A 26906-nucleotide genomic window follows, 5' to 3' on the forward strand; every position below is an offset into this window, starting at 1 on the left:
GGTGACGAGAGAGGCTTGCCGTTTCATGCACGCTGCGCAGGACAGCTCGCTGATGGACCCGCCTCGGGAGGCGGGCCCGGACGACCCGGCCGACGGCGGGTCGGACAACGCGTCCTTCGCGGCCGCCCGCAAGCGGTCGGAGGCGATCGAGCGGGAGCTGCGCGAGGACCCGTCCCGGTTCCGGGTGCTGACCGGCGACCGGCCGACCGGCCGGCTGCACGTCGGTCACCTCTTCGGCTCGCTGGAGAACCGGGTCCGGTTGCAGGACGCCGGGGTGGAGACCTTCGTCATCATCGCCGACTACCAGGTCATCACCGACCGGGACGCGGTCGGCCCGGTGGGCGAACGGGTGCTCTCGCTGGTCACCGACTACCTGGCCGTGGGGCTCGACCCGAGCCGCTGCACGATCTTCGCCCACTCCGCCGTGCCGGCCCTCAACCAGCTCATGCTGCCGTTCCTCGCCCTGGTCACCGACGCCGAGCTGCGTCGCAACCCGACGGTGAAGGCGGAGCTGGCGGCCACCAACGGCCGCCCGATGTCCGGGCTGATGCTGACCTACCCGGTGCACCAGGCCGCCGACATCCTGTTCTGCAAGGCCAACCTGGTGCCGGTCGGCAAGGACCAGTTGCCGCACGTCGAGCAGTCCCGGGCGATCGCCCGCCGGTTCGACGAGATCTACGGCCGCGCCGACAAGCGGCACGCCGTGTTCCCCCGGCCGGACGCCCTGCTGTCCGAGGCGGTGAACATCCTCGGCGTGGACGGGCAGAAGATGAGCAAGTCCCGGGGCAACGCCATCGAGCTGGCGATGAGCGCCGACGTCACGGCCAAGCTGATCCGCCGGGCCGTCACCGACAGCGAGCGGCAGATCACCTGGGAGCCGCAGCGTCGCCCCGAGGTGGCCAACCTGCTGCTGTTGGCCGCGCTCAGCAGCGGCCGGTCGCCGGAGGAGCTGGCCGACGAGCTGGCCGGCGCCGGCGGCGCCGGGCTGAAGGCGGTGGTGACCGAGGCGGTCAACGAGCGGCTGGCACCGATCCGCAGCCGGCGGGCGGAGCTGGCGGCCGACGAGGGTTACCTGCGTTCGGTCCTGGCCGAGGGCAACCGCCGGGCCAACGAGGTCGGTGACGCCACGCTGGCCGAGGTCCGCGCCGCCATGGGGATGGTCTACTGAGCCCTCGGGGAGGGACCGGGTGCACGCTCCGACCGGATCGATCGCGTTCGTCAGCATGGGCCACTACCCGTCCGGCTTCCGGGTCGGTGGGATCTCCAACGTGATGGCCGGCTGGGCCCAGGCGCTCACCCGGCGCTACGAGGTGCACGTGGTCGCCGTCTACGACACGGTGCCCGACGACCTGGACCTCGCCTTCGCCACGCACGCCCACCGGCTCGCCGGGGTGCGCAAGCACGCGGTGGGCAGCCCGGCGGAGGCCGCCGAGGTGGTGGCCGGCATCGACCTCGTCTCGCTGCACCAGGAGGCGCACTGGCTGCCCCACCTGCCGCGGGCGGGCCTGATGATGCACAACCCGCCCTGCTTCGCGCCCGGCCGGGTCTGGCCGCCCGCCGCCACGGCCGGCGCGCTGCGCGCCGCCATCGCCGGCGCGCCGTCGAGGCAGGCGTGCTCGCGGTGGCTGGCCGGGCTGATCGAGGCCGAGGTCGACCGCCCGGTGGACGTGGTCACCCCGTTCGTGGCCGCCGAGTTCGTCGAGCAGCCGCGCGTCGAGAAGGGACGGCACCTGGTGTGGGCGGGACGCCTGGTGGCGAACAAGGGGCTCGCGGACGCGGCGACGGCCGCCGGCCGTCTCGGGGTGGAGCTGCTGGTCACCGACGTCACCCCCGGCGTGGTCGACCCGGACACCGCCGACTTCCGGGACCGGTTGCGCCGGCTGCCCGGGGTGCGGCTGGTCCCGCCGCCGTCGTCCCCCGCCGAGATGGCCGGCCTGTTCGCCGCGGCCTCCGCGGTGGTCCTGCCCTCGGTCGGCGAGCCGTTCGGCATGGTCTCCATCGAGGCGCAGGCCAGCGGCACGAGGACCGTGGTGTACGACGACGCGGGCCTGCCCGAGACCGTCGGGCCGGCCGCGGTCGCGGTGCCCGTGGGTGACCTCGACGCGCTGACCGGGGCGGTCCGCGACGCGCTGGACGCGCCGGAGGTGCCCGCCGCCGACCGGGCCCGGATCGCCGAGCGGTTCGGCCTCGACCGCTCGGTGCGGGCGCTGCTGCGCAGCCTCGGCGGCGACCCCGACCCGGTCGGCGCGACCGGGCCGGCCCGGTCCTCGGGCGGCGTCCGGTGAGCGCCCCGGCCGGGACCCCGCTGCGGCTGGGGCTCTACGCGCTGCCGTTCGGGTACGGGCCGGCGAGCAAGGCCGTGGCCGTCGCCGAGGCGGTGCAGTGGCGGCTGGGCGACGCCGTGCGCTGGACGTTCGTGTCCAGCGGTCTGGGACTGGAACTGCTCCGGCGCACCGGGTTGCCGGCCCGGGTGGTGGACACCGGCAGCGTCCACGACGCCGAGCAGGCCGGGGTCGAGGTGCGGCCGAGCCTCGACGCGATGATCGTGGTGATGCACCGGCCGCTGGCCGCCCGGCTGGCGCCGGAACTGCCGGTGTTCTGCGTCGACAGCCTGGCCTACATGTGGCGGCCGGACTCGTTCGCCGGTTTCCCCGGCATCCAGGCGGTACGCCGCTACTGGGTGCAGGACCTGTTCGACTCGGTGGAGGTGATGGGCCGCACCGGCGTGCCGAACGTCCGGGCCGTGCCGCCGATCACCGACGTCGAGCCCCGGCCGGACGGTCACGAGCCGGCGGCGGAGTCCGGCGCGCCGACCGTGGCCAGCCTCGGTGGCCTGCTCAATCCCTACCCGGGCAGCCAGCACGTCTACCTGGAACACGTGCTGCGCCTGGTCGCCGATGCGTCGGCGGGCCCGCCGGTGGTGCTCACCAGCGCGGGCGCCATCGACCGGTTCGCCGACCTCTTCGCCGGGTTCGACGCCCGTTCGCTCAGCCACGACGCGGCGCTCGCGCTGTTCCGGGCCGCCGGGGCGGTCCTCGCGCCCCCGGGACTGACCACGATCCTGGAGCTGGCCCAGCTCGGTCGGCCGATGCTGCCGCTGCCGCCGGAGAACTACTCCCAGGTGCTCAACCTGCGGCGGTTGCTGCGCCACCACGGCGCGGAGCTGGGCCCGGCCTGGCGGGTGCTGGACGACGCGTACGCGCCGATCGGGTCCGACCTGCCCGAGGGCGACGGGGTCCGCGCGGTGCACGACCTCAACGCGCGGGTGCTCGCCGACCCGGCCTTCGGCGCGGCGCTCGCCGCGGCGTGGCGGCATCCCGGCCAGCGCGACACCCCGCTGCCCGCGGCGTTGCGCGCCCCGGTCAGCGGCGCCACGGTCATCGCGGACGATCTGGCGGGGTGCCTCGGGCGGTGACGGCGCCCACCGGCACCGGTCCGGCCGGCGGCGGTGGCGGGGGAGGGTCGGCGCGGTAGCGGCGGCGCACCCGCGCCAGCGCGACCGCGGCGACCGCGGCCATCGGCAGGAACACCAGCGGCCCGAGCGGGCTCACCAGCGGCGCGACCACGGTGCTGCCGAGCGCCACCGCGCCGGTGTTGGTGGCCATCGTGACGGCGGCGCCGGTCGCCTGGTCCGCGTCGCCGGCCTCGCCCATCACCAGCGAGGTGAGCGCGGCGTGCGCCAGCGGCAGGGACGCGCCGACAAGCGCCCCGCCGACGATCCAGGCCGGGACGCCGAGGGTGCTGGCGGTGGCCCAGGTGACCAGGCCGGCGGCGAGCAGGCCGAGCCCGAGCTGGGCCAGCCGGCGGTCCGGCAGCCGGCGGCGGGCGGCCACCGCGGCGGCCACGGCGGCGGTGAGCGCCACCACCGAGACCGTCACCGAGAAGACCACCGCGGGCTGGTCAGCGGCCCGGATCAGGCGGGCCACGTAGAGCCGGGAGGTGTCGCTGGCCAGCGCGTACCCGGCGGCGGCCAGCACCGCGGTGGAGCCGAACAGCCGCCAGGACGGCCGGCGCGCCGGCGTCGGCCCGCCGGCCGGCGCGGGCGGTGGCGGCACGTCGCGCAGCGCCCGCGCCGCCGCCGCCATGATCACCGTGACGGCGAGGAAGGTGGCGGCGTTCGCCACCGCCGCCACCGGCACCGGATGGTCGACGGTGGCGATCAGGAACGCCGCCACCGGCGGTCCGGCGGTGCGGCCGAGCTGGAACTGGATGCTGTCCAGCAGCAGTTGGCGGGTGCGGCTCGCGGAGCCCGGCCAGGCGCCGACCAGGGCCAGCCACGACGGGCCGCCGAAGCCGACCGCGAACGGGGTGACCGAGCAGACGACCGCGACCAGCAGCGCCCGGCGGGTGGACAGGCCACCGCCGGTGTCCCAGGCGGCGGCGGCCACCGCCAGGCAGCTCACCGCCTCGACCGCGGACGACCAGACCAGGGTACGGACGTGGCCGAACCGGCGGGCCGCCCGCGCCCCGAGCAGCACGCCCGGAATCGTGCCCAGCAGGGCGGAGATCTGCCACACGGCGAGCACCGCCGCCGGCAGGCGGTTGTCGCCCAGCGCCCAGGCGATGTTCACCCACTGGGCCGAGGCCGCGGTGTTGGACAGCAGCGCGAAGCACCAGAAGACGGGGAAGGGCACCACCGGCCGAGCCTACCGGCCGGCGGGCCCGGCATCGGCGGACGTCGTTGCCGGTAGGGGTCGTACGGGGTTGGCAGGACCGCCCCGGATGCCCGAAGCTGACAGTGGCGCCACCACGGGGTGCGCCGTGACGACGATGGGGAGCCGGTGCACATCGGACTCGGCTTCGACGAGGCGTACGTGCCGCACGCGCGGGTCCTCATCGAGAGCATCCTGCGCGAGAGCGCCCTGGCGGCGCCCCGGTTCTGGCTGATCACCGACCGCGAGCCGGGCCGGGCCGTGCGCGACGCCGTCCGGCGGCAGGTCGGCGACCGCGGGGAGGCGCACTTCCTGCCGGTGGAACAGGTCGCACACCTGCCGCTGTCCACCCGGGACAGCGCCCGACACATCTCCCAGGGCATGTACCTGCGGCTGTTCATGCCCTGGCTCGTGCCCGCCGAGCTGGACCGGCTGCTCTACCTCGACTGCGACATGCTCTGCACCGGGCCGCTGACCGGGCTCGCCGAGGTCGAGCTGGGCGACGCGGTGATCGGCGCGGTCCGCGACGCGTACACCCGGCGACTGGCCGACGGGGGCGCGCTGCCCGGGCTGCGCGAGGAGGCCGGGCTCGACCCGCAGGCGCCCTACTTCAACTCGGGCATGCTGCTGATCGACCTCGCGCGCTGGCGGGAGGCGGGCGTCACCCGGGACGCCCTGGCGTACATCGAGCGGCACGCCGACGCGGCCCGCTATCCCGACCAGGACGCCCTGAACTCCGTCCTGTTCGGACTGTGGCGCCGGCTGCCGCACCGGTGGAACCACATGATGGGCTGGCGGCTGGAGCCGGTCTACGGCGGCGACCCGGCCCAGGCGTCCCTGGTGCACTGCGTCGGTCCGAAGAAGTTCTGGACCGCCGAGTTCCCCGACTTCAGCGAGTTCGGCCGGCGCTACTGGAAATACCGCGCGGAGGTGGGCGCCTGAGCCGTCCTCGACTCAGGCGAGGAACGGCAGCCGCTCCGCAAGCACCGGGTCCGCCGGCGGCCGGCCGTCGACGAACCGCTCCACCTCCTCCACAGCCTGGTCGCCGAGGCGGCGCAGCTCGGTGCCCTGGGCGCCGGCCACGTGCGGGGTGACGAGGACGTTCGGCAGCTCGCGCAGCGGATGGTCCAGCGGCAGCGGCTCGGGGTCGGTCACGTCCAGCACGGCCGAGAGCCGGCCGCTCCGCAGCTCGACGAGGAGCGCGTCCTGGTCCAGCAGCCCGGCCCGGGCGGTGTTGACCAGGGTGCCGCCGTCAGGCATCAGCGCCAGCTCGGCCGCGCCGACCATCCCGGCGGTGTCCGCGGTGAGCGGGGCGTGCAGGCTGACGATCGACGCCTCCGCGAACAACCGGTCCAGGCCGACCTGTCGCACCCCGAGCCGTCGCGCGTCGTCCGGGTCGAGGTGCGGGTCGTGGCAGAGCAGCCGGAAGCCGAGGCCGGACAGCCGGGCCGCCACCAGCCGGCCGACCCGGGACGCGCCGAGCAGACCGACAGTCCGGTCCGCGTTGCCGGTCTCCGGGTAGCCGGTCAGCAGGGCCCGGCGGTCCAGGGTGTGCCGGTAGCGCGCGGCGGCGGCGAGGACGTTCTTGCCGGCCAGCAGCACCATCGCCACCGTGTAGTCGGCCACCGGCACCGCGTTGGCCCGCGCCGAACTGGTCACCCGGATGCCGCGCGCCCAGACCGCCGGATCGAGCAGGTCCTTCACCGAGCCGCCGGTGTGCACCACCGCCCGCAGGCGGGGCAGGGCGGCCAGCTCCGCCGCGCCGACGCGGGGACAGCCCCAGCCGGTCACCAGCAGCTCGGTGCGGCGCAACGCCGCCGGCGACGCGTCCGCCCAGGAGGTCCAGGTGGCGAGCGTGAGCAGGTGGTCCAGCCGGGCCCGACCGGCGGGGGAGAAGAGCTGGTCGGGCAGGTCCGCGCGCATCAGCAGGGCGGCCGGGAGCATCCAGGTCCTCCTCAGTAGGCGAAGCTGACGCTGCGCGGCCGGGGCGTGGCCTTGTAGCGCGGCTGCTGACCTCGCTTCCACAGCAGGCTGGCCAGCTCGACCGGGTGCAGCGGGTCACCGTCCGCCGCCGCCCGCCGGGCCAGCCGCTCGCACACCTCCACCGCGCCGGCCCGCAGCTCCACCTCCGGCGTCGAGCCGTGCTCCAGCGGCCGGCCGGCCCGCAGCGCGTCGGCCAGCTCCGCGGAGACCTCCAACAGCCCGTCCTCGATCAGCACGTGCGGGATGAGGTTGTCCGCGAACGCGGTGAGCCGGCCGAGGTCGGCGAACCGCCGTCCGCCCCCGGGGTCGTGACACAACGACAGGCCGTACGTCGCGAGCTGGGCCCGCTTGTGGAACGGCACCGCGAGGTCGCCGTGCCGGGAGACGTCCCGCCAGTGCGGCATCCCGGCCAGGATCGCCACCATCCGCGTCGGTGACCCGGCCGCCTCCTCCACCAGCGCCGGGTACTCCCCGCCGAACCGGTCCCGGGTGTGCGCGCCCAACTCGTTCCAGGCGGTCGCGAACATGGTCATCAGGGTGAACGCCGGGCCCCGCGTCGGCTGGCCGAACAGCTCCGCGCAGGCGTGCGCGTCGAGACCGGCCAGGTACGCGGGCTCCGGCACGCCCTGCCGGAGCACCCGGTCGAGCAGGTGCTGACCGATGGTCCGGGCGCCGGACAGGCCGGGCAGCTTCACCAGGTGCGGGTGCAGTCCGGAGCCGAAGTTGATCGCGTCGCGGACGATCACGAAGCCGATCCGGGTTCGTTCGTCCGGCAGCCGGGACAGCCCGGACTCCACCGGCGGGTGGCGGCGCAGCTCGTCGAGGTAGCCGGCGTCGACCGGGCGCGACGACGGCCGGACGTGCGCGGCCCGGGCCGCCACCGCGGCGGCGGCGGCGCGCAGTTCGGCCGGGTGGTCCGGGTACGTCCGCGGGGCCGCGCCCACGCCGGTGGTCTGGTCGGTCATCCACTCTCCTCAGAGCTTCGCGGGACCAAGGGACTCCAACGCGGCGAGGTGCAGCTCCGCCACCCGCGCCCAGTCGTGGGCGTCGCGCAGCCGCCCGCTCGCCGCGCGGGCCTCCTCGAGGCGGGCGTCGTCGAGCGAGTCCAGGCAGCGGGTCAGGTCCTCGCGGGTGCGGCCGTACGGGATGGCGGACCCGCCGAGCATCTCGGTGAGGAACGGCCACGGCGACACCAGCGCCGGCAGTCCCCGCCCGACCGCGTCGGCGACCGTGCCGGTGGCCAGCATGTCGCCGTCGTGGAACGGCAGCACCAGCACGTCGATCGCGGCGAGCCGGCGGTTGTACTCGCGGCGCGGCACCAGCTCGTAGGGCACGACCCGGATCCGGGGATCCGGCGGGCGGGGCAGCTCCGGGGTGCCGGAGAGCACCAGCAGCTCGATGTCGTCGCGGCCGCAGGCGGTCACCGCGTCGATCACGAGCGCGACGTCCTTCTCCGGCCGGGGCGCCCCGATCACGCCGAGCCGCAGCGCCCCGGGTCGCAGGCCGAGATCCGCCTCGGTGCGGCCCCGGTCGTCGTCGCGGATGTCCGTCATCAGCTCGCCGAAGTGCCCGTGCGGGATCACCACGTGGCGGGCCTGGTCGGCGTACGGCAACTCGGCGCGTGCCCGGTCCCGCCCGCGCGCGCTGTGGTGGATCACGCCGTCGGCGGCGGCCGCCCACGCCTGGTAGACCCCCCGCCACTCCGGCCGCCTGTCGTGCGGCGTGAGGTTGTGCTGGGTGAGCAGGAGCCGGGTGCCGCTGTCGCGCACCGCGTCGATGAGCGCGAGGTGCCCGGCCAGGTCCGGCGGGAGGAGCCGCTCCGGCCAGTGCAGGTGGAACACGTCCACCTCGGCGAGGATCTCCCGGTGCCGGTCGAGCCGCGCGCGGGTGAGCGCTACCTCGTGCACCCGGTCCCGCAGCGGGCCGTAGAGCAGGGCGTCGTAGTGGTGGCCGTACGCCGAGCTGGCCACCCGCAGCTTGGGCGTGACCGACCAGCGGAAGTCCAGCCGGGCGGCCGGCGCCAACTCCACCTGGTGCACCACCGGCAGCTCACCGAAGTAGCTGCGGTAGTCCTTCACGCCGCGCACCTCGACTGTGGTGACCACGTCGGCCGGGCCGACCGCGAACTCGACCCGCAGCGGCCGGGCCGCCGCCTCCGTCACCTGCAGGGCGACCGCGTCCGGCGGCTCGTCGAAGCGCAGTTCCTCGTGCACGTGCAGGGTCCGGCCGCGGACCTCGTACCGGGCGCGGCGCGTCGCCCGCACCGGCGCGGGCTCGTCGGGGACCTGCCGCCGGCCGGTGTCCGGCCAGCGGTGGTGGACCACCTCCAGGCCGCCCGGCCGGTGGACCACCTCGTCGGGCAGGCCGGCCGGCGCGACCGTACGCCCGTCGTACACCGCCACCGGCACCCCGGTGGCGAGGGCGCTGTCCACCGGCACCTCGAACAGGCCGGGCCACTGCGGCACGGGCAGGTAGTCCGAGACGGTGGAGCCGACGAGCGGCAGGACGAAGGCGGTGTGCGCCGACCGGTAGGACCAGACGCCGGCGTGCCGGTCGCGGTCGAACCAGAACACCGCGTCACGGGTCCGGCGCGGGGTCGGGCCCGGCACCGGCACGGCGTCCAGCGAGTTCGCGGCGTCCAGCAGCTTGCCGAGGCAGTCGAGGGTCATCTGCAACCGCCGGGCCGGCCCCCGGTACGCGTACGTCGACCGGTGGCGGTGCGACTGGATCAGCCCCTGGTCGAACCACTGCCGCAGCGCGGCGAGCGCGTCCCCGGCCCGGGCCGCCCACTCGTCCGGGCCGGTCGGCGACAGCTCGGGGCGGCGGGCGACCAGCCCGGCCAGCTCGACCGTGAGGCAGCGGGCCAGCGCCCCGGCCGAGCGGCCCCACCCGACGGCGGTCCCGCTGTCGGTGACCACCAGGTCCACCAGGGCGAGTGCCTGGCGGGCCCCCGCCTCCCAGGCCGGGCCGATCCGGGCGGCCAGCGGCTCGGCGACCAGATACAGGGCCGGGCCGTAGACGTCGAACCGGCCGGAGCCGTCGGTGGAGTCGTCCAGTTGCCGGCCCGGCGTCTCCTCGATCAGGGCGCGGGTGCGCGCGACCAGGCCGTCCAGCGCCGCGTGGTCGACGGGCAGCCCGAGTGCCGCCCGGGCGTGCTCGCAGCGGGCCAGCACGGCGGCGTAGTTGCGCGGCGTGCGGGCGTCCAGCCAGGCGTCGTGCGGCCCGGTGTCGACCGCGGCCCGCAGTTGCTCCCGCCGCTCGGGCGGCAGCCGGGCCAGCAGCGCGTTGTCCGCCCACGGCCCGAACCGGCGCACCGTCTCGGCCACCCGGTAGGAGGCGAACGTGTGGGTGCGCGGACCGTCGACCGCGCCGAGCACCGTCGACAGCGCCTCGTCGACGGGCGTGCCGGCGAGGTGGGTGACGCCGCCGACGTGCAGCAGCCCGAGGACGTGGGCGAGGTCGGCGTGCACGTCCGCCTGCACCGGGAACCCCGCGAAGACGCGCGGCACGCGGAAGGCGGGCGCGTAGCGGGTGACGAACTCGGTGAGCGTGCGGACCGCGACGTCGCGGACGGCCCGGCCCAGCGACGACGGGGCTGGGTCGGTGCCGGCCTCCCCGGGCGGGCCGGCGAACCACGGTGAGGCGTTCGCGGCCGGTCCCCGGTCGATGTGCACGGGGAAAGATATCAATGCCCTGGACACGCTGGCAACGACCGGACGAACGCCTCGGCAGGTCGGTGACCGGGCGGCACGGCGGGCAGTTGCGGCGAGCGGCCCCGCGGCGGGGTGGCACCGTGCGAGGCTGGGCGGGACGCCGCTGCAGGAGGTGCGCATGGGCGCGACGCCCCGGCTCGACTTCGCGCTGGACACGTACGAGTGCATCGTGCTCTATCCCGGCCCCTCCGGGCGGGCGCTGCCGGAGGAGACCGTGCAGCGGCTCCAGTCCGAGCACCTGCGGCACATGCAGGCGTTGCAGCGGCGCGGCATCGTGCTGATCGACGGCTCGGTCGACGGACCGGCGCGCGAGCCGGACCCGCCGATCGGCTTCGGACTGGCCCGCACCGGCTCGGTGGACAACGTGCGCAGCGTGATGGAGGCGGACCCGGCGGTGCAGGCCGGGCTCTACCGGGTGGAGGTGCTCACCTTCCTCTGTCCCGCCGGATCGCTGGAGTTTCCGCTGGTCAAGACCGAGAGCTGAGGCACTGTCGGGCGGCCGACCGCGCGCGCGTCCCGGCGGTGCTACGGTCCGGCGCAGCAGCGACCCCGGCCCGTCCGGCGCCGCCGGCCCGGGGTCGGCCGAGGGAGTCCGCCATGACCTCCGCCCCGGATGTGCCGCACGCCGCCGACCTGCTCCGCGACGCGCTCGGAGACCGCCTGCTCACCCCGACCGACGCCGGCTTCCCGGACGCCGTACGCCTCTGGAACGGCGTCCCGGGCGCGACCCCGGCGCTCGTCGCCCGGGTGCGTGACGCCGACGAGGTCGCCCTGGCGGTCCGCGTCGCGCGTCGCTGCCACCTGCCGCTGTCGGCCCGCGCCGGCGGCCACGACTGGGCCGGCCGGGCGCTGCGCGACGGCGGCCTGGTCGTCGACCTCACCGCGCTGCGCGGCGTCGACCTCGACCCCGACTCCGGGGTGGTCACCGTGGGCGGCGGGGCGACGGCCGCCGACGTGCTGGCCGCCCTGCGGCCGTACGACCGGGTGGTCCCCACCGGCGTGGTGCGCGCGGTCGGGATGGCCGGGCTGACCATGGCCGGCGGCTACGGCCCGCTCTGCGGTCGCCTCGGGCTGGCGCTGGACAACCTGCTCGGCGCCGAGGTGGTGCTCGCCGACGGCCGGCGGGTCAGCGCCGACGCGCACCACGAGCGCGAGCTGTTCTGGGCGCTGCGCGGCGGCGGCGGCAACTTCGGGCTGGTCACCGCGCTGCGCTACCGCACCCACCGGATCGCCACCGTGCTCGCCGGCATGCTGCTGTTCCCGCTGGCGCAGGCGACGGCGGTGCTGCGCGGCTACGGCGCCGTGGTGCGCGACGCGCCGGACGAGCTGACCGTGATGGCCGGTTTCCTGCCCGGCCCGGCGGGGGAGCCGGTGGTTTTCCTCGCCCCGTTCCACAGCGGCGACGACCCGGCGGCCGGCGAGGCCGCGGTGGACCGGCTGCGCGCGCTCGGCACCCCGCTCGTCGACCAGGTCGCCCCGCTGCCCTACGAGGAGGCGTTACGCCTGTTCGACGGCGGGATGGCCGACGGCAACCACTACCTGCTGCGTACCCGCTGGTTGGCCGGGGTGGACGAGCCGGTGCTGGCCGCGCTGACCGCGGCGGCCGGGGCCGTCACGTCGCCGTTCTCGGCGATCGCGCTGCACCACTTCCACGGCGCGGCCGGCCGGGTCGGGGTGACCGAGACCGCGTTCGGGCTGCGCGCCGACCACCTGCTGGCGGAGATCATCGCGGTCTGGGCGCCGGGCGACGACCCGGCGCCGCACCGTGCCTGGGCCGAGCGCACGAGCGCGGCCCTGGCCCCGCACGCGCTGCCCGGCGGCTACCCGAACCTGCTCGCGCCGGAGGAGACCGACCGGGTCCGCCTCGCCTACGGCCCGAACTGGGACCGGCTGCGCACGGCCAAGCGCCGCTACGACCCGCACCTGACGTTCTCCGCCGTGCCGACGTTGCCGCCCGCCGGCCCGCCTGGGCCCCGTGACGGGGCGGCCGGGCCGGATCGCCGGGAGCACCCGGTAGACCGGTGACGGGGGGCGGTACGATTTCCGCCGCGCGGTCGCCGATGCCCGCCACACACGACGTTCCGGTGCGGTACGCCTACCGCCCGCCAGCGCGGGTTCTTCGCGCGTCGTTGGACAACTGTTCCGCAGTCCGCAAGGGGTCGGCCGGCAGGTCGATCCGGAGGAGAGACTAGCCTGATGGGCGTGACACGCCGCGCGAAGATCGTCTGCACTCTCGGCCCCGCCACCTCGTCCCCGGAGCGCATCCGGGGGCTCGTCGAGGCCGGCATGAACGTGGCGAGGCTCAACTTCAGCCACGGCGCTCACGCCGACCACGAGTCGGTCTGCCGGATGGTCCGGGAGGCGGCGGAGGCGGCCGGGCAGCCGGTCGCGGTGCTCGCCGACCTCCAGGGCCCCAAGATCCGCCTCGGCCGCTTCGCCGACGGGCCGCACGAGTGGCGCACCGGCGACTCGGTGGTGATCACGAGCGACGAGATCGTCGGCACCAAGGAGCGGGTCTCCTGCACCTACCGCAAGCTGCCGCAGGAGGTGAAGCCGGGCGACCGGCTGCTGATCGACGACGGCCGGGTGGCGGTCGAGGTCAGCGACGTCACCGGCAACGACATCCGCTGCCTGGTCACCGAGGGCGGCCCGGTCTCCAACAACAAGGGTGTCTCGCTGCCGAACGTGGCGGTGAGCGTCCCGGCCATGTCCGACAAGGACGCCGAGGACCTGCGCTTCGCCCTCGGCCTCGGCGTCGACCTGGTCGCGCTCTCCTTCGTCCGCTCGCCGGACGACATCAAGCTGGTCCACTCGATCATGGACGAGGAGGGCGTGCGCCGCCCGGTGCTCGCCAAGGTGGAGAAGCCGGAGGCGGTCGACCACCTGGAGGCGATCGTGCTCGCCTTCGACGGCGTCATGGTGGCCCGCGGCGACCTCGGCGTGGAGCTGCCGCTCGACCAGGTCCCGCTGGTGCAGAAGCGCGCCGTGCAGCTCTGCCGGGAGAACGCCAAGCCGGTCATCGTGGCCACCCAGATGCTCGACTCCATGATCGAGAACTCCCGCCCGACCCGCGCCGAGGCCTCCGACGTGGCCAACGCGGTGCTCGACGGCGCGGACGCGGTGATGCTCTCCGGCGAGACCAGCGTCGGCAAGTACCCGGTGCTCACCGTCAGCACCATGGCCAAGATCATCACCACCACCGAGGCCGGCTCGATCGCCGTGCCCCGGCTCCAGCACGACCCGCGTACGCACGGCGGCGCGCTCACCGTCGCCGCCTCGTCGATCGCGCGCGCCATCGGCGCCAAGGCCATGGTGGCGTTCTCGCAGACCGGCGACACCGTCAAGCGGCTCAGCCGGCTGCACTGCGACCTGCCGCTGCTGGCCTTCACCCCGGTGCCGGAGGTGCGCAACCAGCTCGCGCTCTGCTGGGGCGTGGAGACGTTCCTGATGCCGTTCGTCCAGCACACCGACGACATGTTCCGCCAGGTCGACCAGGCGCTGCTGGGCCTCAACCGGGCCAACCCGGGCGACTACGTGGTGATCGTGGCCGGCAGCCCGCCCGGCACCCCCGGCTCCACCAACACGCTGCGCGTGCACCAGCTCGGTTCGCTGGTCGACGCGGCGGCGGCCCGGGCGCTTCAGTGAACCGGTTCGGCGGGCCGGGTGACGGCGACCGGGGGCAGCGCGGTGAGTGACGCTCCGGTGGCGACCGGGCAGGCGGCGGTCGACCAGCTCCTGGAGGTGCTGGACTTGGCGCAGACCGGCGAGATGACCTTCCGCGGGATGAGCCCGCCGGTCGGTCCGCAGCGGGTCTACGGCGGTCAGGTCGCCGGTCAGGCGTTGGTGGCCGCCGGCCGCACGGTCGACCCGGAGCGTGCCGTGCACTCGCTGCACGGCTACTTCGTGCGGCCCGGCGATCCGGCCGAGCCGATCGAATACCAGGTGGAGAACGTCCGCGACGGACGCTCCTTCTCGGTGCGCCGCTCGGTGGCGTTGCAGCACGACGAGCCGATCTTCTTCATGTCGGCGTCGTTCCAACGGCAGGAGGAGGGGCTGGACCACCACGCCCCGCTCCCGCCGGACGTGCCCGGTCCGGACGAGGTGCCGACCATGGCCGACCGGCTCGCCCGCTACCCGGAGCGGCTCGGCATCTGGGGTCAGATCCCGCGCCCGATCGACGTCCGCTACGTCGGCGAGCCCGGCTGGGTCCGCCCCGGCGACCGTCCGGCCGAGCCGCACCAGCGGGTCTGGATGCGGATCGACGGCAAGCTGCCCGACGACCCGCTGCTGCACGCGTGCGCGCTGACGTACGCCTCCGACCTGACGCTGCTCGACTCCGTGCTGTCGGTGCACGGCGAGGTGTGGGGGCCGGGCGGGGTGGTCGGCGCGAGCCTCGACCACGCGCTGTGGTTCCACAGGTCCTTCCGGGCCGACGAGTGGTTCCTCTACGACTGCTGGAGCCCGTCCGCGTCCGGGGCCCGGGGCCTGGCCACCGGCCGGATGTTCACCACCGACGGCCGGCACATCGCCAGCGCCGTGCAGGAGGGTCTGCTGCGCCGGGTCGGCGGCTGAGCCGACAACCGTGACCGTTCGGCCGAGGGGCGGGAAGCCGCGCGGCTGAGCAGGGGACTAACGTTGCCCGCATGCGCCTCTCCGCCCGGGTCGACTACGCCCTCCGTGCGGCCGCCGAGCTGGCCTCGGTCGCCGAGGGCACGACCTCCGGGCGGAGCCGGCCGGTGACCGCCGAGCAGATCGCCCGCTCGCAGGACATCCCGCCGAAGTTCCTGGAGAGCATCCTGCTCCAACTGCGCCGGGGCGGCATCGTGCACGCCCAGCGTGGTCCCGAGGGCGGCTACTGGCTGGCCCGACCGGCCGCGGAGATCTCCCTGGCCGAGGTGATCCGGGTGATCGACGGGCCGCTCGCGCACGTCCGGGGCCAGCGCCCGGAGCAGCTCGGCTACCAGGGCGCCGCGCGCGCCCTGCAGGACGTGTGGATCGCGTTGCGGGCCAGCGAGCGGGAGATCCTGGAGCTGGTCACCATCGCCGACGTGGCGGCCGGCACGCTGCCCGGACGGGTCAACGAGTTGGCCGCCGACCCGCGCGCCTGGAGCTGACCGCCGGGCCGTCCGGCGAGTCTCACCAACCGGATGGGGGACTTGACCCGGGACGCCTCCGTGCCGCATTGTCGACCAAGTTGATAGGAGATGCCGAAAAGTCTGGGGGCGCTCGTGCGCAAGCTGCTGGTACTCGCCCTCGTCGGGCTCCTCGCGCAACTGGTCGACGGCGCGCTCGGCATGGCGTACGGGCTGACCTCGTCGACCCTGCTGCTCTTCGCCGGGGTCGCGCCGGCCGCCGCCTCCGCCTCGGTGCACCTCGCCGAGATCGGCACCACGCTCGCCGCCGGCGTCTCGCACTGGCGCTTCGGCAACGTCGACTGGAAGGTCGTCGGCCGGATCGCGTTGCCCGGCGCGATCGGCGCGTTCGCCGGCGCCACGTTCCTCAGCTCCATCTCCACCGAGTCGGCCGCGCCCTGGATGGCCGCCATCCTCTTCACCCTCGGCGCCTACCTGCTGGTTCGCTTCTCCCGGCCGTTGCGCGCCAACCGCGCCGCCGGCCGGCTGCGTAGCCGCTTCCTCGCCCCGCTCGGACTGGTCGCCGGCTTCGTCGACGCGACGGGCGGTGGCGGCTGGGGCCCGGTCGCCACCCCGGCCCTGCTGGTGTCCGGCCGGATGGAGCCCCGCAAGGTCATCGGCTCGGTGGACACCTCCGAGTTCGTGGTGGCCGGCGCGGCGAGCGTCGGCTTCCTCATCGGCCTCGGCTCCGAAGGCTTCCTGCTGCCCACCGTGGCCGCCCTCCTGATCGGCGGCCTGATCGCCGCGCCGATCGCGGCCTGGCTGGTCCGCATCGTCCCGGCCCAGGTGCTCGGCGCCGTCATCGGCGGCGTGATCGTGCTGACCAACGCCCGCACCCTGTTGCGCGCCGGCGAGCTGGGCGGCCCGGTGCCGGCCCTGGTCTACGCCGTGCTCGCCGCCGGCTGGGTGGCCGCCGTGGTGCTCGCGGTGCGGGCGCTGCGCCGGACCCGCCGGGCCCGCGCCACCGTCGACGCGGCCCTCGCCGCCACCGCCCCGTCCGCCGAGGCCCGGTCCGGCACCGCCCCGTCCCCCGAGGTCGCGGCCGCCGCCCCGACTGCCGCCGCCCCGACTGCCGCCGCCGTGCCGGCCGCCGACGCTCCGCCCGCCGAGGGCGGGGACCCCCGCCGGCTCGCCGCCGTTGTCGAGGGCTGAGCCCGCGCCGCCGACGGGCCGCCCGAGGCCGTCGGCGAGCTCGCGTCATCGGTGTCCCGAGGCGTCAACGCCCGCGCGGCTCCTGCCATGCGCCTTTGCCTACGGTGTCGGTACGTCGGCGAGTGCGCGGCTCGCCCGCGCTTGTGCCCACGATGTCCGGTGCGTCGGCGGCTGCGCCGCGCGTGTCGCGCCCCTGTGCCCGCGATGTCCGGTGCGTCGGCGGCTGCGCCGCGCGTGTCACGCCCCTGTGCCTGCGATGTCCGGTGCATCGGCGGGCGGCGATCGGCGCGCCGCGCTCGAACGTCCTCGGTGGTCGTGGCGTGTCGACGTCGTCGCGGTCCACGCCCTGCTGGCGGGCCGCCGGTGGGTCGCGGCGCGTCGCCGTGTCGCGCTGTCGCACGGCGTGTCGCCTCCAGGTGAACAGGGCCTTTTAGCGCGATATACCGCACAGTCATATTTATGCCTCTGAGGTATATCGGTTTTCAGCGACCTCTTTCCCGCACGGTCACGGTAAGTGACGCGGGCGGAGCGTGGCCGGCGCTTGTGAGGGCGTCCGGTGGTGACCTACCCTGGCAGGGCGCGAAGCCAATTACGAACGTCGATGTGAAGCGCGTACTCTCCCGCCGGTCCGGGCAGGCCGGCGTCGTCGCGCGCCTGACCTTCGCGAAAGGCAACCCCGTGCATCCCACCAGCTCACGCCGCCGCACCGCGCTGCTCGCTGCGGCCTCGGCGGCGACCCTGGCGACCGGCGCGCTCACCGCCGTGACCGCCGAGGCAGCGGCCGCCGCCTGCCGGGCCGACTACCGGATCACCAACCAGTGGAGCGGCGGCTTCGGCGCCGACGTCACCGTGACCAACCTCGGCGACCCGGTCGACGGCTGGACGCTCGGCTGGAGCTTCACCGCCGGTCAGCAGGTCGTCCAGGCCTGGAACGCCACGGTCGGTCAGTCCGGCGCCCAGGTCACCGCCCGCGACGCCGGCTACAACGCGGCGCTGGGCACCGGCGGCAGCGCGAACTTCGGCTTCAACGGCTCCTGGAACAACGCCGCCAACCCGGTGCCCACCGCGTTCACGCTCAACGGCACCACCTGCACCGGCGCGCCGCCGACCTCGACACCGCCGACGTCCGGCCCGACCACCGCGCCACCGACCACGCCGCCACCCACCACGCCCCCGGCCGGCGCCAAGCAGATGGAGAAGCTCGACCGAGGACTCGTCAGCGTCCGCTCCGGCACCGGGAACCTGGTCTCCTGGCGACTGCTCGGCACCGAGACCTCCGGCGTGTCGTTCAACCTCTACCGGGGCTCCACCAGGGTGAACCCCAGCCCGATCACCGGCGCCACCACCTACCTCGACGGCGGCGCGGCGGCCGGGTCGGCGTACACCGTGCGGGCCGTGGTGAACGGCGCCGAGCAGGCGGCGTCCGCCCCGGCGTTGCAGTTCGCCAACGGCTACCTGGACGTGCCGATCCAGGCCCCACCGGGGGGCACCACGCCGAGCGGCGAGGCCTACAGCTACTCCGCCAACGACGCGAGCGTCGGCGACCTCGACGGCGACGGACGCTACGAGTTCGTGCTCAAGTGGGACCCGTCCAACAGCAAGGACAACTCGCAGTCCGGCTACACCGGCAACGTCTACGTCGACGCGTACACCCTCACCGGGGCCCGGCTGTGGCGCATCGACCTGGGTCGCAACATCCGCGCCGGCGCCCACTACACCCAGTTCCAGGTGTACGACTACGACGGCGACGGCGACGCCGAGGTGGCCATGAAGACGGCCGACGGCACCCGTTCCGGCACCGGTCAGGTGATCGGCTCGTCCTCGGCCGACCACCGCAACTCCAGCGGCTACGTGCTCGCCGGCCCCGAATACCTGACCATGTTCGACGGGCGCACCGGCGCGGCCCTGTCCACCGTCGACTACGACCCGCCCCGCGGCACCGTCTCGTCCTGGGGCGACTCGTACGGCAACCGGGTCGACCGGTTCCTCGCCGGCACCGCCTACCTGGACGGGCAGCGGCCCTCGCTGGTCATGGCGCGCGGCTACTACACCCGGGCGGTGATCGCCGCCTGGGACTTCCGCGACGGCACGCTGCGCAGGCGCTGGACGTTCGACTCCAACACCTCCGGCAACGGCGCCGCCGCCGGCCAGGGCAACCACCAGCTCTCCGTCGCCGACGTGGACAACGACGGCCGTCAGGAGATCGTGTACGGGGCCGCCACCATCGACGACAACGGCCGGCTGCTCTACTCCACCGGCAACGGGCATGGCGACGCGCTGCACGTCGGCGACCTCGACCCGGGCCGCGCCGGCCTGGAGGTCTTCAAGGTCGACGAGGACGGCAGCAAGCCCAGCTCGTGGATGGCCGACGCGCGTACCGGCCAGATCCTCTGGCAGACCGCCCCGAACGGTGACAACGGTCGCGGTGTCTCCGACGACGTCTGGGCCGGCAGCCCCGGCGCGGAGTCCTGGTCGTCGGCCGCCGACGGTCTGCTCAACACGCGCGGGCAGAACGTGGGCCGCAAGCCGTCCTCGGCGAACTTCCTGATCTGGTGGGACGGCGACCCGGTCCGTGAGCTGCTCGACGGCACGAAGATCGACAAGTACGGCACCAGCGGCGAGACCCGGCTGCTCACCGGCGCCAACGTCGCCTCCAACAACGGCACCAAGAGCACCCCGGCACTCTCCGGCGACATCCTCGGTGACTGGCGCGAGGAGGTCGTCTGGCGCACCGCCGACAGCAGCGCGCTACGGATCTACAGCACGCCGGTCACCACCGGCCTGCGCCTGCCGACGTTGATGCACGACCCCCAGTATCGGGTCGCGGTCGCCTGGCAGAACACCGCCTACAACCAGCCGCCGCACCCGGGCTTCCACCTCGGTGACGGGATGGCCACGCCAGCGGCGCCGAACATCTACCTGCGCTAGAACGCAGGCACCGGGTCGCCGGCCGCGGAATCCGCTCAGCCGGCGACCCGGTGCACCACACCGCAGCATTCCCGACCCGTCCCGACCGGGAATGCCGTACCACCACCGGGGACAAAGTTATGCGTCCCACGCGACGCTGCGGTGACGCGGCTATGAAGAGCGTGTTTCAGCCTTCCCGGCGCAGCCCACCGGCCACCTTCTCGGCGATCAGCTCGAACGAGCGGACCCGGTCGGCCACGTCGTAGACCATCGTGGTCAGCATCAGCTCGTCCGCGCCGGTGCGCTCCAGCAACGCGCCGAGCTGCCGGGCGACCGTCTCCGGCGCACCCGTCGCCTGGCCGTCGCGGCGCTGGGCCACGAACTCCCGCTCCATCTCCGTGTACGGGTAGGCCGCCGCGTCCTCCGGCGTGACAAGCGGCTCCGGCCGCCCCGAGCGCAGCTTCAGGAACGACAACCCGGCCGGACCGGCCAGCCACTGCGCCCGCTCGTCGGTCTCCGCGCAGATGGCGTTGACCGCCACCATCGCGTACGGCCTGTCGAGCCACTGCGACGGCCGGAAGTGCTGCCGGTAGAGCTGCAACGCCGGCACCGTGTTCTGCGAGCTGAAGTGGTGCGCGAACGAGAACGGCAGCCCGAGCAGGCCGGCGAGTTGGGCGCTGAACCCGCTCGACCCGAGCAGCCACACCTGCGGCGACTGCCCGCGCCCCGGCGTCGCGGTGATCGGGCCCGGCTCCGCCCCGCTGAAGTAGTTCATCAGGTCGGCCAGCTCACGCGGGAAGTGCTCGGCGGAGAGCCCCTCCATGGTCCGGCGCAGCGCCAGCGCGGTCACCTGGTCGGTGCCGGGCGCCCGCCCGATGCCCAGGTCGATCCGGCCCGGGTGCAGCGCGTCGAGGGTGCCGAACTGCTCCGCCACGACCAGCGGCGCGTGGTTGGGCAGCATCACCCCACCCGAGCCCAGCCGGATCGTGCTGGTGTTGGCCGCCAGGTGCGCGAGCAGCACCGCCGGCGCCGAACTGGCGATCGCCGGCATGTTGTGGTGCTCGGCCACCCAGAACCGGCGGAAGCCCAGCTCCTCGGTGCGCCGGGCCAGCTCGGTGGTGTGCCGCAGCGCCTCACCGGCACTGCCGGTCGCGGCCACCGGGGCAAGGTCAAGAACAGACATCGGTACGTCGATCACGCCAGGGTGCAACCGGCCACGTGCCGGAATTGTTCCGTGGGGTGGGTCAGCCCATACCCCGGGCCTGCTCGAAGATCAGGCTGGTCTGGGTGTGCCGCACCGCCGGATCCACCGCCAGGTGGTCGAGCACGAAGTCGCGCAGCGCGTCCCCGGACGCCGCCCGCACGTGCAGCACGTAGTCCTCCGCGCCGGCCACGTGGAACACCGACACCACCCCCGGCAGCCGCACCGACCGGGCCCGGAAGGCGTCCACCGCGGCCCGCTCGTGCGCCGTCAACCGCACCGACACCAGCGCCTGCAACGGCAGGCCCACCGCCGCCGGGTCGACGTCCGCGTGGAACCCGCGGATCGCCCCGCACTCGCGCAGCGCCCGGGTACGCGTCAGACACGTCGACGGGGCCACGCCCACCCGCTCCGCGAGCGCGTTGTTGGGCAGTCGCCCGTCGGCGGTCAGCTCGGTGAGGATCGCGCGGTCGACGTCGTCCAGGCCGGAGAACGGCCGCACATCGTTCGGTGCGAGAGGCATCCCACCATCCTCCACCGCAGATGCGTCGGGCGGAAGCGAGATCATCAGAATCTTCTTCGAGAGTATTGCCCCCGAACACCATCATGTTCGACGCTTCCGGGCATGACCGCCGTGGACACCGCAGCCGTGCACGCCGGGCGTGACGACCTCGCCGGCCTCGGCGTCCACGTCCCGCCCATCGACCTCTCCACCACCAACCCGCTGCCCTCGGTGGCCGACGGCGGCGACGCCTACGAGACGCTCGCCACCGGCAACCCGCTCCCGGCCGGCGGCAGCGCCGTCTACCAGCGGCTCTGGAACCCCACCGTGGCCCGCTTCGAGACCGCCCTCGCCCAACTCGAAGACACCGCCGAGTCGGTCGCGTTCGCCAGCGGCATGGCCGCGCTCACCGCCACCCTGCTCGCCGCCACCCGCGACGGCAAGCGTCACGTCGTCGCCGTCCGCCCGCTCTACGGCGGCACCGACCACGTCCTCGCCACCGGCCTGCTCGGCACCGAGGTCACCTGGGCCCGCGCCGACGACGTCGCCGCCGCGATCCGCCCCGACACCGCGCTTGTCGTGGTGGAGACCCCGGCCAACCCGACGCTCGACCTCGTCGACATCGCCGCGCTCGCCACCGCCGCCGGCGACGTCCCGCTGCTCGTCGACAACACCGTCGCCACCCCCGTGCTCCAGCAGCCCGCCCGGCACGGCGCGGCGCTCGTCCTGCACAGCGCCACCAAGAGCATCGGCGGCCACGGCGACGTCCTCGCCGGCGTCGTCGCCTGTGCGCCCGACTGGGCCGCCCGGCTGCGCCAGGTGCGCGCCGTCACCGGCGCCGTCCTGCACCCGCTCGGCGCCTACCTGCTGCACCGCGGCCTGCAGACCCTGCCGCTGCGGGTCCGCGCCCAGCAGGCCGGCGCGGAGAAGCTCGCCGCCTGGCTCGCCGGCCACCCGGCCGTCGAACGGGTGCACCACCCGTCCCGGCACGACCCGGCCGGGCTTGTCGGCCGCCAGATGTCCGGCGGCGGCAGCCTGCTCGCCTTCGAGGTACGCGGCGGCGCGCCCGCCGCGGCCACGGTCGCCGGCGCCTGCGAGCTGATCACCCACGCGGTCTCGCTCGGCGGCGTCGACACGCTGATCCAGCACCCGGCCTCGCTGACCCACCGGCCGGTCGAGGGCGACGCCAAGCCGTGCGGCGGGCTGCTGCGGGTCTCGGTCGGCCTGGAGGACCCGGAGGACCTGCGCGCCGACCTGGCCCGGGCGCTCGCCTCGATCTGACGCGCGCCGGGCGGCGTCGGCCGTCGGACCGGTCGCCACCGGCGTCGTGCCGATGCTGCGACCGTCCGGTCAGGACTTCGGGCCGACGTGTCGGTCCAGCGCGGCCACGGCCTCCCGCCGGGCCACCGACAGTGACCACGGCAGGTTCATCCGCCAGGCGATGCCGAGCAGGTCGAGGGCCGACTGGCACAGCGCCATGATGTCGGTGGAGCGGTTGGAGAACATGTAGCGGGGATAGACGTACTCCTTCCCGCGAACCACGACCCGGTTGGCGAAGCGGCAGCCGTCGGAGTGGAACAGGCCGCGCAGGAAGTCGCCCGGTTGCGCCTCGATGATGACCTGCTGCCAGTCGGCCAGGACGATCGGGCGCTCGTGCTTCTTGCCCGGCCCGTGCTGGGGGAAAAGGCACGGCCAGTGGATGGCGGTGCTCTGCACGGCGACACAGCCCGGTTTCCGGATGCGCTGCACCTTGTTGGCCAACACCGCACGCATCGCGGCGTCGCACTTCTCGATCAGGCTCGGCCAGGCGTTCGCACAGTAGACGCGGAGCACCGGCGTCCGGTCCGTGGTGACCAGGTGTCCGTCTCCGAGATAGAGCCCGAGCAGGTAGGCGTAGGCCGCCCGGTCCGGGGGATCGTCCTGGTCGGGGCGGCAGCGGAAGCAGCGGACCGCGCTGCCGAAGATCGCCGGCTCGGGTCGGTCGACGCACCAGTGCCAGACCGTGGTGTAGGGCAGGGAGAGGCTGCGGGCCACCGAACGGATGTTGTGACCCCGAGCGCGAAGGGCGCGGGCTCGTGCCCGCATTTCGGGAGGATGCACAGCGACATCCTCGAACACGTGTATGACAAGAAGTGCCGGGAGCGGGATTCGAACCCGCAAGCCCTTTCGGGCAGAAGTGTTTGAGACTTCCGTGTATGCCGTTCCACCATCCCGGCGGGGTGCGGTAACTGTACCCGACTAGGCTCATGCGGGAGCATGGGTGGTGACCGTGCCGAGATCGATGGTGGGAGTGGCTCGTGGGCGAGATGCAGACGGATGCCGAGCGCAAGCGCGTTCTGATCGCCGAGGACGAGGCGCTGATCCGGCTGGACCTGGCCGAGATGCTTGTCGAGGAGGGCTACGAGGTGGTCGGCGAGGCCGGCGACGGGGAGACCGCCGTCAAGCTCGCCGAGGAGCTCAAGCCGGATCTGGTCATCCTCGACATCAAGATGCCGATCATGGACGGGCTGGCCGCCGCCGAGCGGATCGCCGGCGCGCGCATCGCCCCCGTGATCATCCTGACCGCGTTCAGCCAGCGCGACCTGGTGGAGCGGGCCCGGGCGGCCGGCGCGATGGCCTACCTGGTGAAGCCGTTCCAGAAGAGCGACCTGGTGCCGGCGGTGGAGATCGCGCTGTCCCGCTACTCGGAGATCTCCGCGCTGGAGGCCGAGGTCGCCGGCCTGACCGACCGGCTGGAGATCCGCAAGACCGTCGAGCGGGCCAAGGGCGCGCTGATGACCACCTACGGCATGACCGAGCCGCAGGCATTCAAGTGGATCCAGCGCACCGCGATGGACCACCGGATGACCATGAAGGAGGTCGCCGAGCGGATCCTCGCCGAGACCGCCGGCGGCGAGGTGGCGCAGCAGCCCGCCTCCTGACCGATCGGGCGCGGTTCACCGCCCGCCGGGAGGCGACCGATCGATAGGATCGGATCCATGCCTCTTCCGCGCCTGAGGTCGGTGGTCGTCGTGGTGGCCGGTGTCGCGGTGCTGCTGGCCGCGTGCCGGTCGGCGCCGGAGGAGCCGACCGCGCCGGCGCCGGTGCGCCCGGCCTGGCGGGCGGTCGAGCTTCCGGTGCCGGCGGGGCCCGCGGGTCGCCTCCTGCTCCGCGACGCGGCGCGCTGCGCCAACAGGTGGTACGCGGTCGGCGGCGTGGTCGACCCGGCGGGGGAGACCCGGCCGGCGGCCTGGTCCAGCTCGGACGGCACGACGTGGTCGGCGTTGCCCATGCGCGCCCAGACGTTCTACGGCCGCCAGCACGTGCTCTACGCGGTGGCGTGCCGCGACGACGGGATGGCGGCGCTCGGGGCGAAGACGGGTGGCGTGCACGGCAATCCGCGTACCGGATCGTGGGTGTGGCGTCCGGGCGGGCCGGTGCGGGAGGTGCCGGCGGCGTTCGAGCTGTTCGGCGGGCCGCGCGCGGTGAGCGCGTCGCGGTTGGCGGCCGGGCCGGGCGGCTGGTTGATCGCCGGGGCGCGTACGGACGGCGCGGCGGTGTGGACGTCGCCGGACGCCGGCGGTTTCGAGGTGCGCGAGGGGGTCGCGGAGCTGGCCGGCGACGCCCGGGGGCGGACCGCGGCGTACGACGCGGCGGCCCTGGGATCGGGTTGGCTGGTGGTGGGGTCGTTGCTGCCGGCGGGCGGCACGGCGTTGACGCCGTTGGCCTGGTCGTCGGCGGACGGCCGGTCGTGGCGGCGGGCGGCGCTGCCGGCGGACGGGGGCGGGGCGGCGGAGCGGGTGGTGCTGCGCGACGGCGCGCCGACGGCGGTCGGTCCGGTCCGTGACGGCTTCGCGGTGTGGCGGGCCCCGGCCGACCGGCCGGACGGGTGGACTCGCGTCGGCCGGTTCGGCGCGGACGGGCCGGGGGTGTCGTCGGTGACGGGCCTGGCCGTGGCCGGCGGGCGCCTGGTCGCGGTGACCGGGGACGGCGCGGATCGCCGATTGTGGATATCGGGTGACGGCGGCGTGTCGTGGCGTCCGGTGATCGTGCCGGCGCCGGTGCCGGCACGCGGCGACGCGGCCCTGGCGGTGGCCGCGGGCGAGGCCGGGCTGGTGGTGGTGGCGGATGACGGAAAAACGTCGCGTGCCTGGTGGGCGGCGTTGTCGAGCGTCGATGAGTAGCGACCGCTGATCACTTGACCCGTTACCGAGGAAACCTCGGTGAAAGCCTCGCGCCGCCTACGGTTCTTACGGGAAGCGTCGGTAATCCGCCACGGCGTGTAACGGTTCGGTCAACCCCGCTTTCCGGGTCTTACGTCACCGCTGGCCGGTGGGATAACGTCCCGGCCCAGACCGGCGACGACGGTCTGGTTCGTCCGCCCCCCGCAAGGGCCAATCAGCAGCGGGTGGTTCGGACCATGGACGGAGGAGGGTTCGGGCCTTGAGGCAGAAGCTCGCACGCGTGATCGGCGGGGTCGCCATGCTGGCGCTCGTCGCCGGTGGTACCGCTTGTTCCAGCGGCAGCGACGATGAGGGTTCCGGGGGCAGCGCCTGCGGGAGCAAGATCGCTTTCTTCGGCGCGCTGACCGGTAGCTCGGCCGCGCTGGGCATCAACGAGAAGAACGGCGCCAAGCTGGCGGTCGACAAGTACAACAAGGAGAACCCGGACTGCAAGGTCGAGCTCGCCGAGCTCGACTCGCAGGGCAGCCCGGACCAGGCGCCCGGCCTGGCCCAGAAGGCGATCGACGACACCAAGATCCTCGGTGTCGTGGGTCCGGCCTACTCGGGTGAGTCGGAGGCCGCCGGTCCGCTGTTCAACGAGGCCGGTCTGGTCACCATCACCCCCTCCGCGACCAACCCGACCCTCGCCAAGAAGGGTTGGAAGACCTTCTTCCGCGCGGTCGGCAACGACCTGAGCCAGGGCCCCGCCGCCGGCGTCTACATCAAGAACGTGATCAAGGCCGACAAGGTCTACGTGATCGACGACCAGTCGGCGTACGGCGCCGGTCTGGCCGACGAGGTCAAGAAGGTGCTCGGCCCGGCGGTCGTGGGCAGCGACAAGGTCCAGGGCGAGGGCAAGCAGACCGAGTTCTCCGCGGTCGTCACCAAGGTCAAGGCCGCGAACGTCAAGGCGGTCTTCTACGGTGGCTACTACCAGGAGGCCGGCCTGATCCGCAAGCAGCTCACCGCTGCCGGCGTCACCGCCCCGCTGGTCGCCGGTGACGGCGTGAACGACGGCGCCTACATCACCTCCGCCGGTGCGGCCGCCGCCGAGGGCACCATCCTCACCTGCCCCTGCCAGCCGTCCACCGAGGCCCGCGGCTCCTTCGCCGCCGACTACAAGGCCCTGAACGGCACCGACCCGGGCACCTACAGCGACACCGCGTTCGACGCCGCGAACATCCTGCTGGCGGGCATCAAGGCCGGCAAGACCTCCCGTTCCGACCTGCTCGAGTTCGTCAAGGGCTACAGCGGCGAGGGCGTGGCGGCCAGCTACAAGTTCGTCGAGGGCGGCGAGCTGGACCCGGCGCAGGTCAAGGTCTGGGCGTTCAAGGTGCAGGGCGGCAAGGTTGTCCCGGACCAGGAGATCCCCAAGTCCTGATCGTCGATCGCTGCGACTGGCGATTGAGTTGTGAATCGCGGGTGCGGCCGGGAGCTGGCTCCCGGCCGCACCCCCTTTTTC

Annotated in this window: 22 protein-coding genes and 1 tRNA gene; 15 read left to right on the plus strand and 8 right to left on the minus strand. The window is 74.3% G+C overall.

Annotated elements, in window-relative coordinates; all coding sequences use genetic code 11:
• The first annotated feature begins 52 nt into the window (after window positions 1-52).
• From trpS to ACIA5A_RS04760, 3 genes are read left to right on the plus strand one after another with little or no spacing between them, the layout of a single operon-like run.
• Window positions 53-1168: a tryptophan--tRNA ligase gene (gene trpS / locus ACIA5A_RS04750; RefSeq protein WP_396756511.1), complete on the plus strand. Its 1116-nt coding sequence runs from the start codon at window positions 53-55 to the stop codon at window positions 1166-1168.
• Between the two features lie 19 nt (window positions 1169-1187).
• Complete coding sequence (locus ACIA5A_RS04755; RefSeq protein ID WP_396756432.1) at window positions 1188-2285, plus strand: glycosyltransferase family 4 protein; 1098 nt, start codon at window positions 1188-1190, stop codon at window positions 2283-2285.
• Entirely contained in the window at window positions 2282-3415 is a 1134-nt protein-coding gene (locus ACIA5A_RS04760; protein WP_396756434.1) for a hypothetical protein, read from the plus strand. Before ACIA5A_RS04755 ends, ACIA5A_RS04760 begins: the two co-directional genes overlap by 4 nt.
• On the opposite strand, the gene ACIA5A_RS04765 is transcribed toward ACIA5A_RS04760, so the two are convergent.
• The gene (locus ACIA5A_RS04765) at window positions 3378-4637 is read right to left on the minus strand and encodes an MFS transporter (RefSeq protein ID WP_396756436.1); all 1260 of its coding nucleotides are present in this window, start codon (window positions 4635-4637) and stop codon (window positions 3378-3380) included. The two genes, ACIA5A_RS04760 and ACIA5A_RS04765, sit on opposite strands and share 38 nt — an antisense overlap.
• A gap of 144 nt (window positions 4638-4781) precedes the next feature.
• Between ACIA5A_RS04765 and ACIA5A_RS04770 the strand changes: the two genes are divergently transcribed.
• On the plus strand, window positions 4782-5594 hold the full coding sequence (locus tag ACIA5A_RS04770; protein WP_396756438.1) for a glycosyltransferase family 8 protein: 813 nt from the start codon (window positions 4782-4784) through the stop codon (window positions 5592-5594).
• Window positions 5595-5606: 12 nt separating this feature from the next.
• Here ACIA5A_RS04770 and ACIA5A_RS04775 read toward each other — a convergent pair whose 3' ends face one another.
• The 3 genes from ACIA5A_RS04775 to ACIA5A_RS04785 are packed head-to-tail and all read right to left on the minus strand — an operon-like array spanning window position 5607 to window position 10309.
• Window positions 5607-6596, minus strand: a complete 990-nt coding sequence (locus ACIA5A_RS04775; RefSeq protein WP_396756439.1) for a hydroxyacid dehydrogenase — start codon at window positions 6594-6596, stop codon at window positions 5607-5609.
• A gap of 11 nt (window positions 6597-6607) precedes the next feature.
• Window positions 6608-7600: a queuosine salvage family protein gene (locus tag ACIA5A_RS04780; protein ID WP_396756441.1), complete on the minus strand. Its 993-nt coding sequence runs from the start codon at window positions 7598-7600 to the stop codon at window positions 6608-6610.
• 9 nt (window positions 7601-7609) lie between these two features.
• The gene (locus ACIA5A_RS04785) at window positions 7610-10309 is read right to left on the minus strand and encodes a hypothetical protein (protein ID WP_396756443.1); all 2700 of its coding nucleotides are present in this window, start codon (window positions 10307-10309) and stop codon (window positions 7610-7612) included.
• Between the two features lie 157 nt (window positions 10310-10466).
• Between ACIA5A_RS04785 and ACIA5A_RS04790 the strand changes: the two genes are divergently transcribed.
• The 7 genes from ACIA5A_RS04790 (at window position 10467) to ACIA5A_RS04820 (ending at window position 19560) form a co-directional block, all read left to right on the plus strand.
• Complete coding sequence (locus tag ACIA5A_RS04790; RefSeq protein WP_396756445.1) at window positions 10467-10832, plus strand: YciI family protein; 366 nt, start codon at window positions 10467-10469, stop codon at window positions 10830-10832.
• Between the two features lie 113 nt (window positions 10833-10945).
• Window positions 10946-12373, plus strand: coding sequence for an FAD-binding oxidoreductase (locus tag ACIA5A_RS04795; protein ID WP_396756447.1), 1428 nt, complete (start codon window positions 10946-10948; stop codon window positions 12371-12373).
• A 171-nt stretch (window positions 12374-12544) separates the two neighbouring features.
• Window positions 12545-13993, plus strand: a complete 1449-nt coding sequence (pyk, locus tag ACIA5A_RS04800; RefSeq protein ID WP_396756449.1) for a pyruvate kinase — start codon at window positions 12545-12547, stop codon at window positions 13991-13993.
• Window positions 13994-14050: 57 nt separating this feature from the next.
• A complete protein-coding gene (locus tag ACIA5A_RS04805) occupies window positions 14051-14920 on the plus strand; it encodes an acyl-CoA thioesterase (protein WP_396756513.1) in 870 nt (289 codons plus the stop codon).
• Between the two features lie 71 nt (window positions 14921-14991).
• A complete protein-coding gene (locus tag ACIA5A_RS04810) occupies window positions 14992-15462 on the plus strand; it encodes an Rrf2 family transcriptional regulator (RefSeq protein ID WP_181569445.1) in 471 nt (156 codons plus the stop codon).
• Between the two features lie 114 nt (window positions 15463-15576).
• Entirely contained in the window at window positions 15577-16632 is a 1056-nt protein-coding gene (locus ACIA5A_RS04815) for a sulfite exporter TauE/SafE family protein (RefSeq protein WP_396756515.1), read from the plus strand.
• Between the two features lie 678 nt (window positions 16633-17310).
• Window positions 17311-19560, plus strand: coding sequence for a cellulose binding domain-containing protein (locus ACIA5A_RS04820; protein WP_396756517.1), 2250 nt, complete (start codon window positions 17311-17313; stop codon window positions 19558-19560).
• Between the two features lie 166 nt (window positions 19561-19726).
• Here the strand turns inward: ACIA5A_RS04820 and ACIA5A_RS04825 are convergent, their stop codons facing one another.
• A complete protein-coding gene (locus ACIA5A_RS04825) occupies window positions 19727-20722 on the minus strand; it encodes an LLM class flavin-dependent oxidoreductase (protein ID WP_396756451.1) in 996 nt (331 codons plus the stop codon).
• Window positions 20723-20783: 61 nt separating this feature from the next.
• Window positions 20784-21263 carry an Lrp/AsnC family transcriptional regulator gene (locus ACIA5A_RS04830; RefSeq protein WP_091059852.1) on the minus strand — a complete coding sequence of 160 codons (480 nt, stop codon included), beginning with the start codon at window positions 21261-21263 and terminating at the stop codon, window positions 20784-20786.
• 102 nt (window positions 21264-21365) lie between these two features.
• Between ACIA5A_RS04830 and ACIA5A_RS04835 the strand changes: the two genes are divergently transcribed.
• Entirely contained in the window at window positions 21366-22523 is a 1158-nt protein-coding gene (locus tag ACIA5A_RS04835; protein ID WP_396756453.1) for a trans-sulfuration enzyme family protein, read from the plus strand.
• Between the two features lie 69 nt (window positions 22524-22592).
• On the opposite strand, the gene ACIA5A_RS04840 is transcribed toward ACIA5A_RS04835, so the two are convergent.
• Window positions 22593-23276, minus strand: coding sequence for a transcriptional regulator (locus tag ACIA5A_RS04840; RefSeq protein ID WP_396756455.1), 684 nt, complete (start codon window positions 23274-23276; stop codon window positions 22593-22595).
• Window positions 23277-23375: 99 nt separating this feature from the next.
• Window positions 23376-23458: transfer RNA gene (locus ACIA5A_RS04845), tRNA-Leu, on the minus strand.
• 81 nt (window positions 23459-23539) lie between these two features.
• Here ACIA5A_RS04845 and ACIA5A_RS04850 point away from each other — a divergent pair.
• From ACIA5A_RS04850 to ACIA5A_RS04860, 3 genes are all read left to right on the plus strand, one after another.
• A complete protein-coding gene (locus tag ACIA5A_RS04850; protein ID WP_091059864.1) occupies window positions 23540-24163 on the plus strand; it encodes an ANTAR domain-containing response regulator in 624 nt (207 codons plus the stop codon).
• A gap of 57 nt (window positions 24164-24220) precedes the next feature.
• Window positions 24221-25405: a hypothetical protein gene (locus ACIA5A_RS04855; RefSeq protein ID WP_396756457.1), complete on the plus strand. Its 1185-nt coding sequence runs from the start codon at window positions 24221-24223 to the stop codon at window positions 25403-25405.
• 259 nt (window positions 25406-25664) lie between these two features.
• Window positions 25665-26825: a branched-chain amino acid ABC transporter substrate-binding protein gene (locus ACIA5A_RS04860; protein ID WP_396756459.1), complete on the plus strand. Its 1161-nt coding sequence runs from the start codon at window positions 25665-25667 to the stop codon at window positions 26823-26825.
• The last annotated feature ends 81 nt before the right edge of the window (window positions 26826-26906 follow it).

This window comes from Micromonospora sp. NPDC051300, assembly GCF_044455315.1.
Classification (GTDB): domain Bacteria; phylum Actinomycetota; class Actinomycetes; order Mycobacteriales; family Micromonosporaceae; genus Micromonospora; species Micromonospora robiginosa.

Bases quoted from the DNA above. Each gene is read 5' to 3' on its own strand.
- ACIA5A_RS04835 (WP_396756453.1), top strand. From the start codon at position 21,366: ATGACCGCCGTGGACACCGCAGCCGTGCACGCCGGGCGTGACGACCTC.
- ACIA5A_RS04825 (WP_396756451.1), bottom strand. From the start codon at position 20,722: ATGTCTGTTCTTGACCTTGCCCCGGTGGCCGCGACCGGCAGTGCCGGT.
- ACIA5A_RS04810 (WP_181569445.1), top strand. From the start codon at position 14,992: ATGCGCCTCTCCGCCCGGGTCGACTACGCCCTCCGTGCGGCCGCCGAG.
- ACIA5A_RS04790 (WP_396756445.1), top strand. From the start codon at position 10,467: ATGGGCGCGACGCCCCGGCTCGACTTCGCGCTGGACACGTACGAGTGC.
- ACIA5A_RS04795 (WP_396756447.1), top strand. From the start codon at position 10,946: ATGACCTCCGCCCCGGATGTGCCGCACGCCGCCGACCTGCTCCGCGAC.
- ACIA5A_RS04780 (WP_396756441.1), bottom strand. From the start codon at position 7,600: ATGACCGACCAGACCACCGGCGTGGGCGCGGCCCCGCGGACGTACCCG.
- ACIA5A_RS04830 (WP_091059852.1), bottom strand. From the start codon at position 21,263: ATGCCTCTCGCACCGAACGATGTGCGGCCGTTCTCCGGCCTGGACGAC.
- ACIA5A_RS04775 (WP_396756439.1), bottom strand. From the start codon at position 6,596: ATGCTCCCGGCCGCCCTGCTGATGCGCGCGGACCTGCCCGACCAGCTC.
- ACIA5A_RS04855 (WP_396756457.1), top strand. From the start codon at position 24,221: ATGCCTCTTCCGCGCCTGAGGTCGGTGGTCGTCGTGGTGGCCGGTGTC.
- trpS (WP_396756511.1), top strand. From the start codon at position 53: ATGGACCCGCCTCGGGAGGCGGGCCCGGACGACCCGGCCGACGGCGGG.
- pyk (WP_396756449.1), top strand. From the start codon at position 12,545: ATGGGCGTGACACGCCGCGCGAAGATCGTCTGCACTCTCGGCCCCGCC.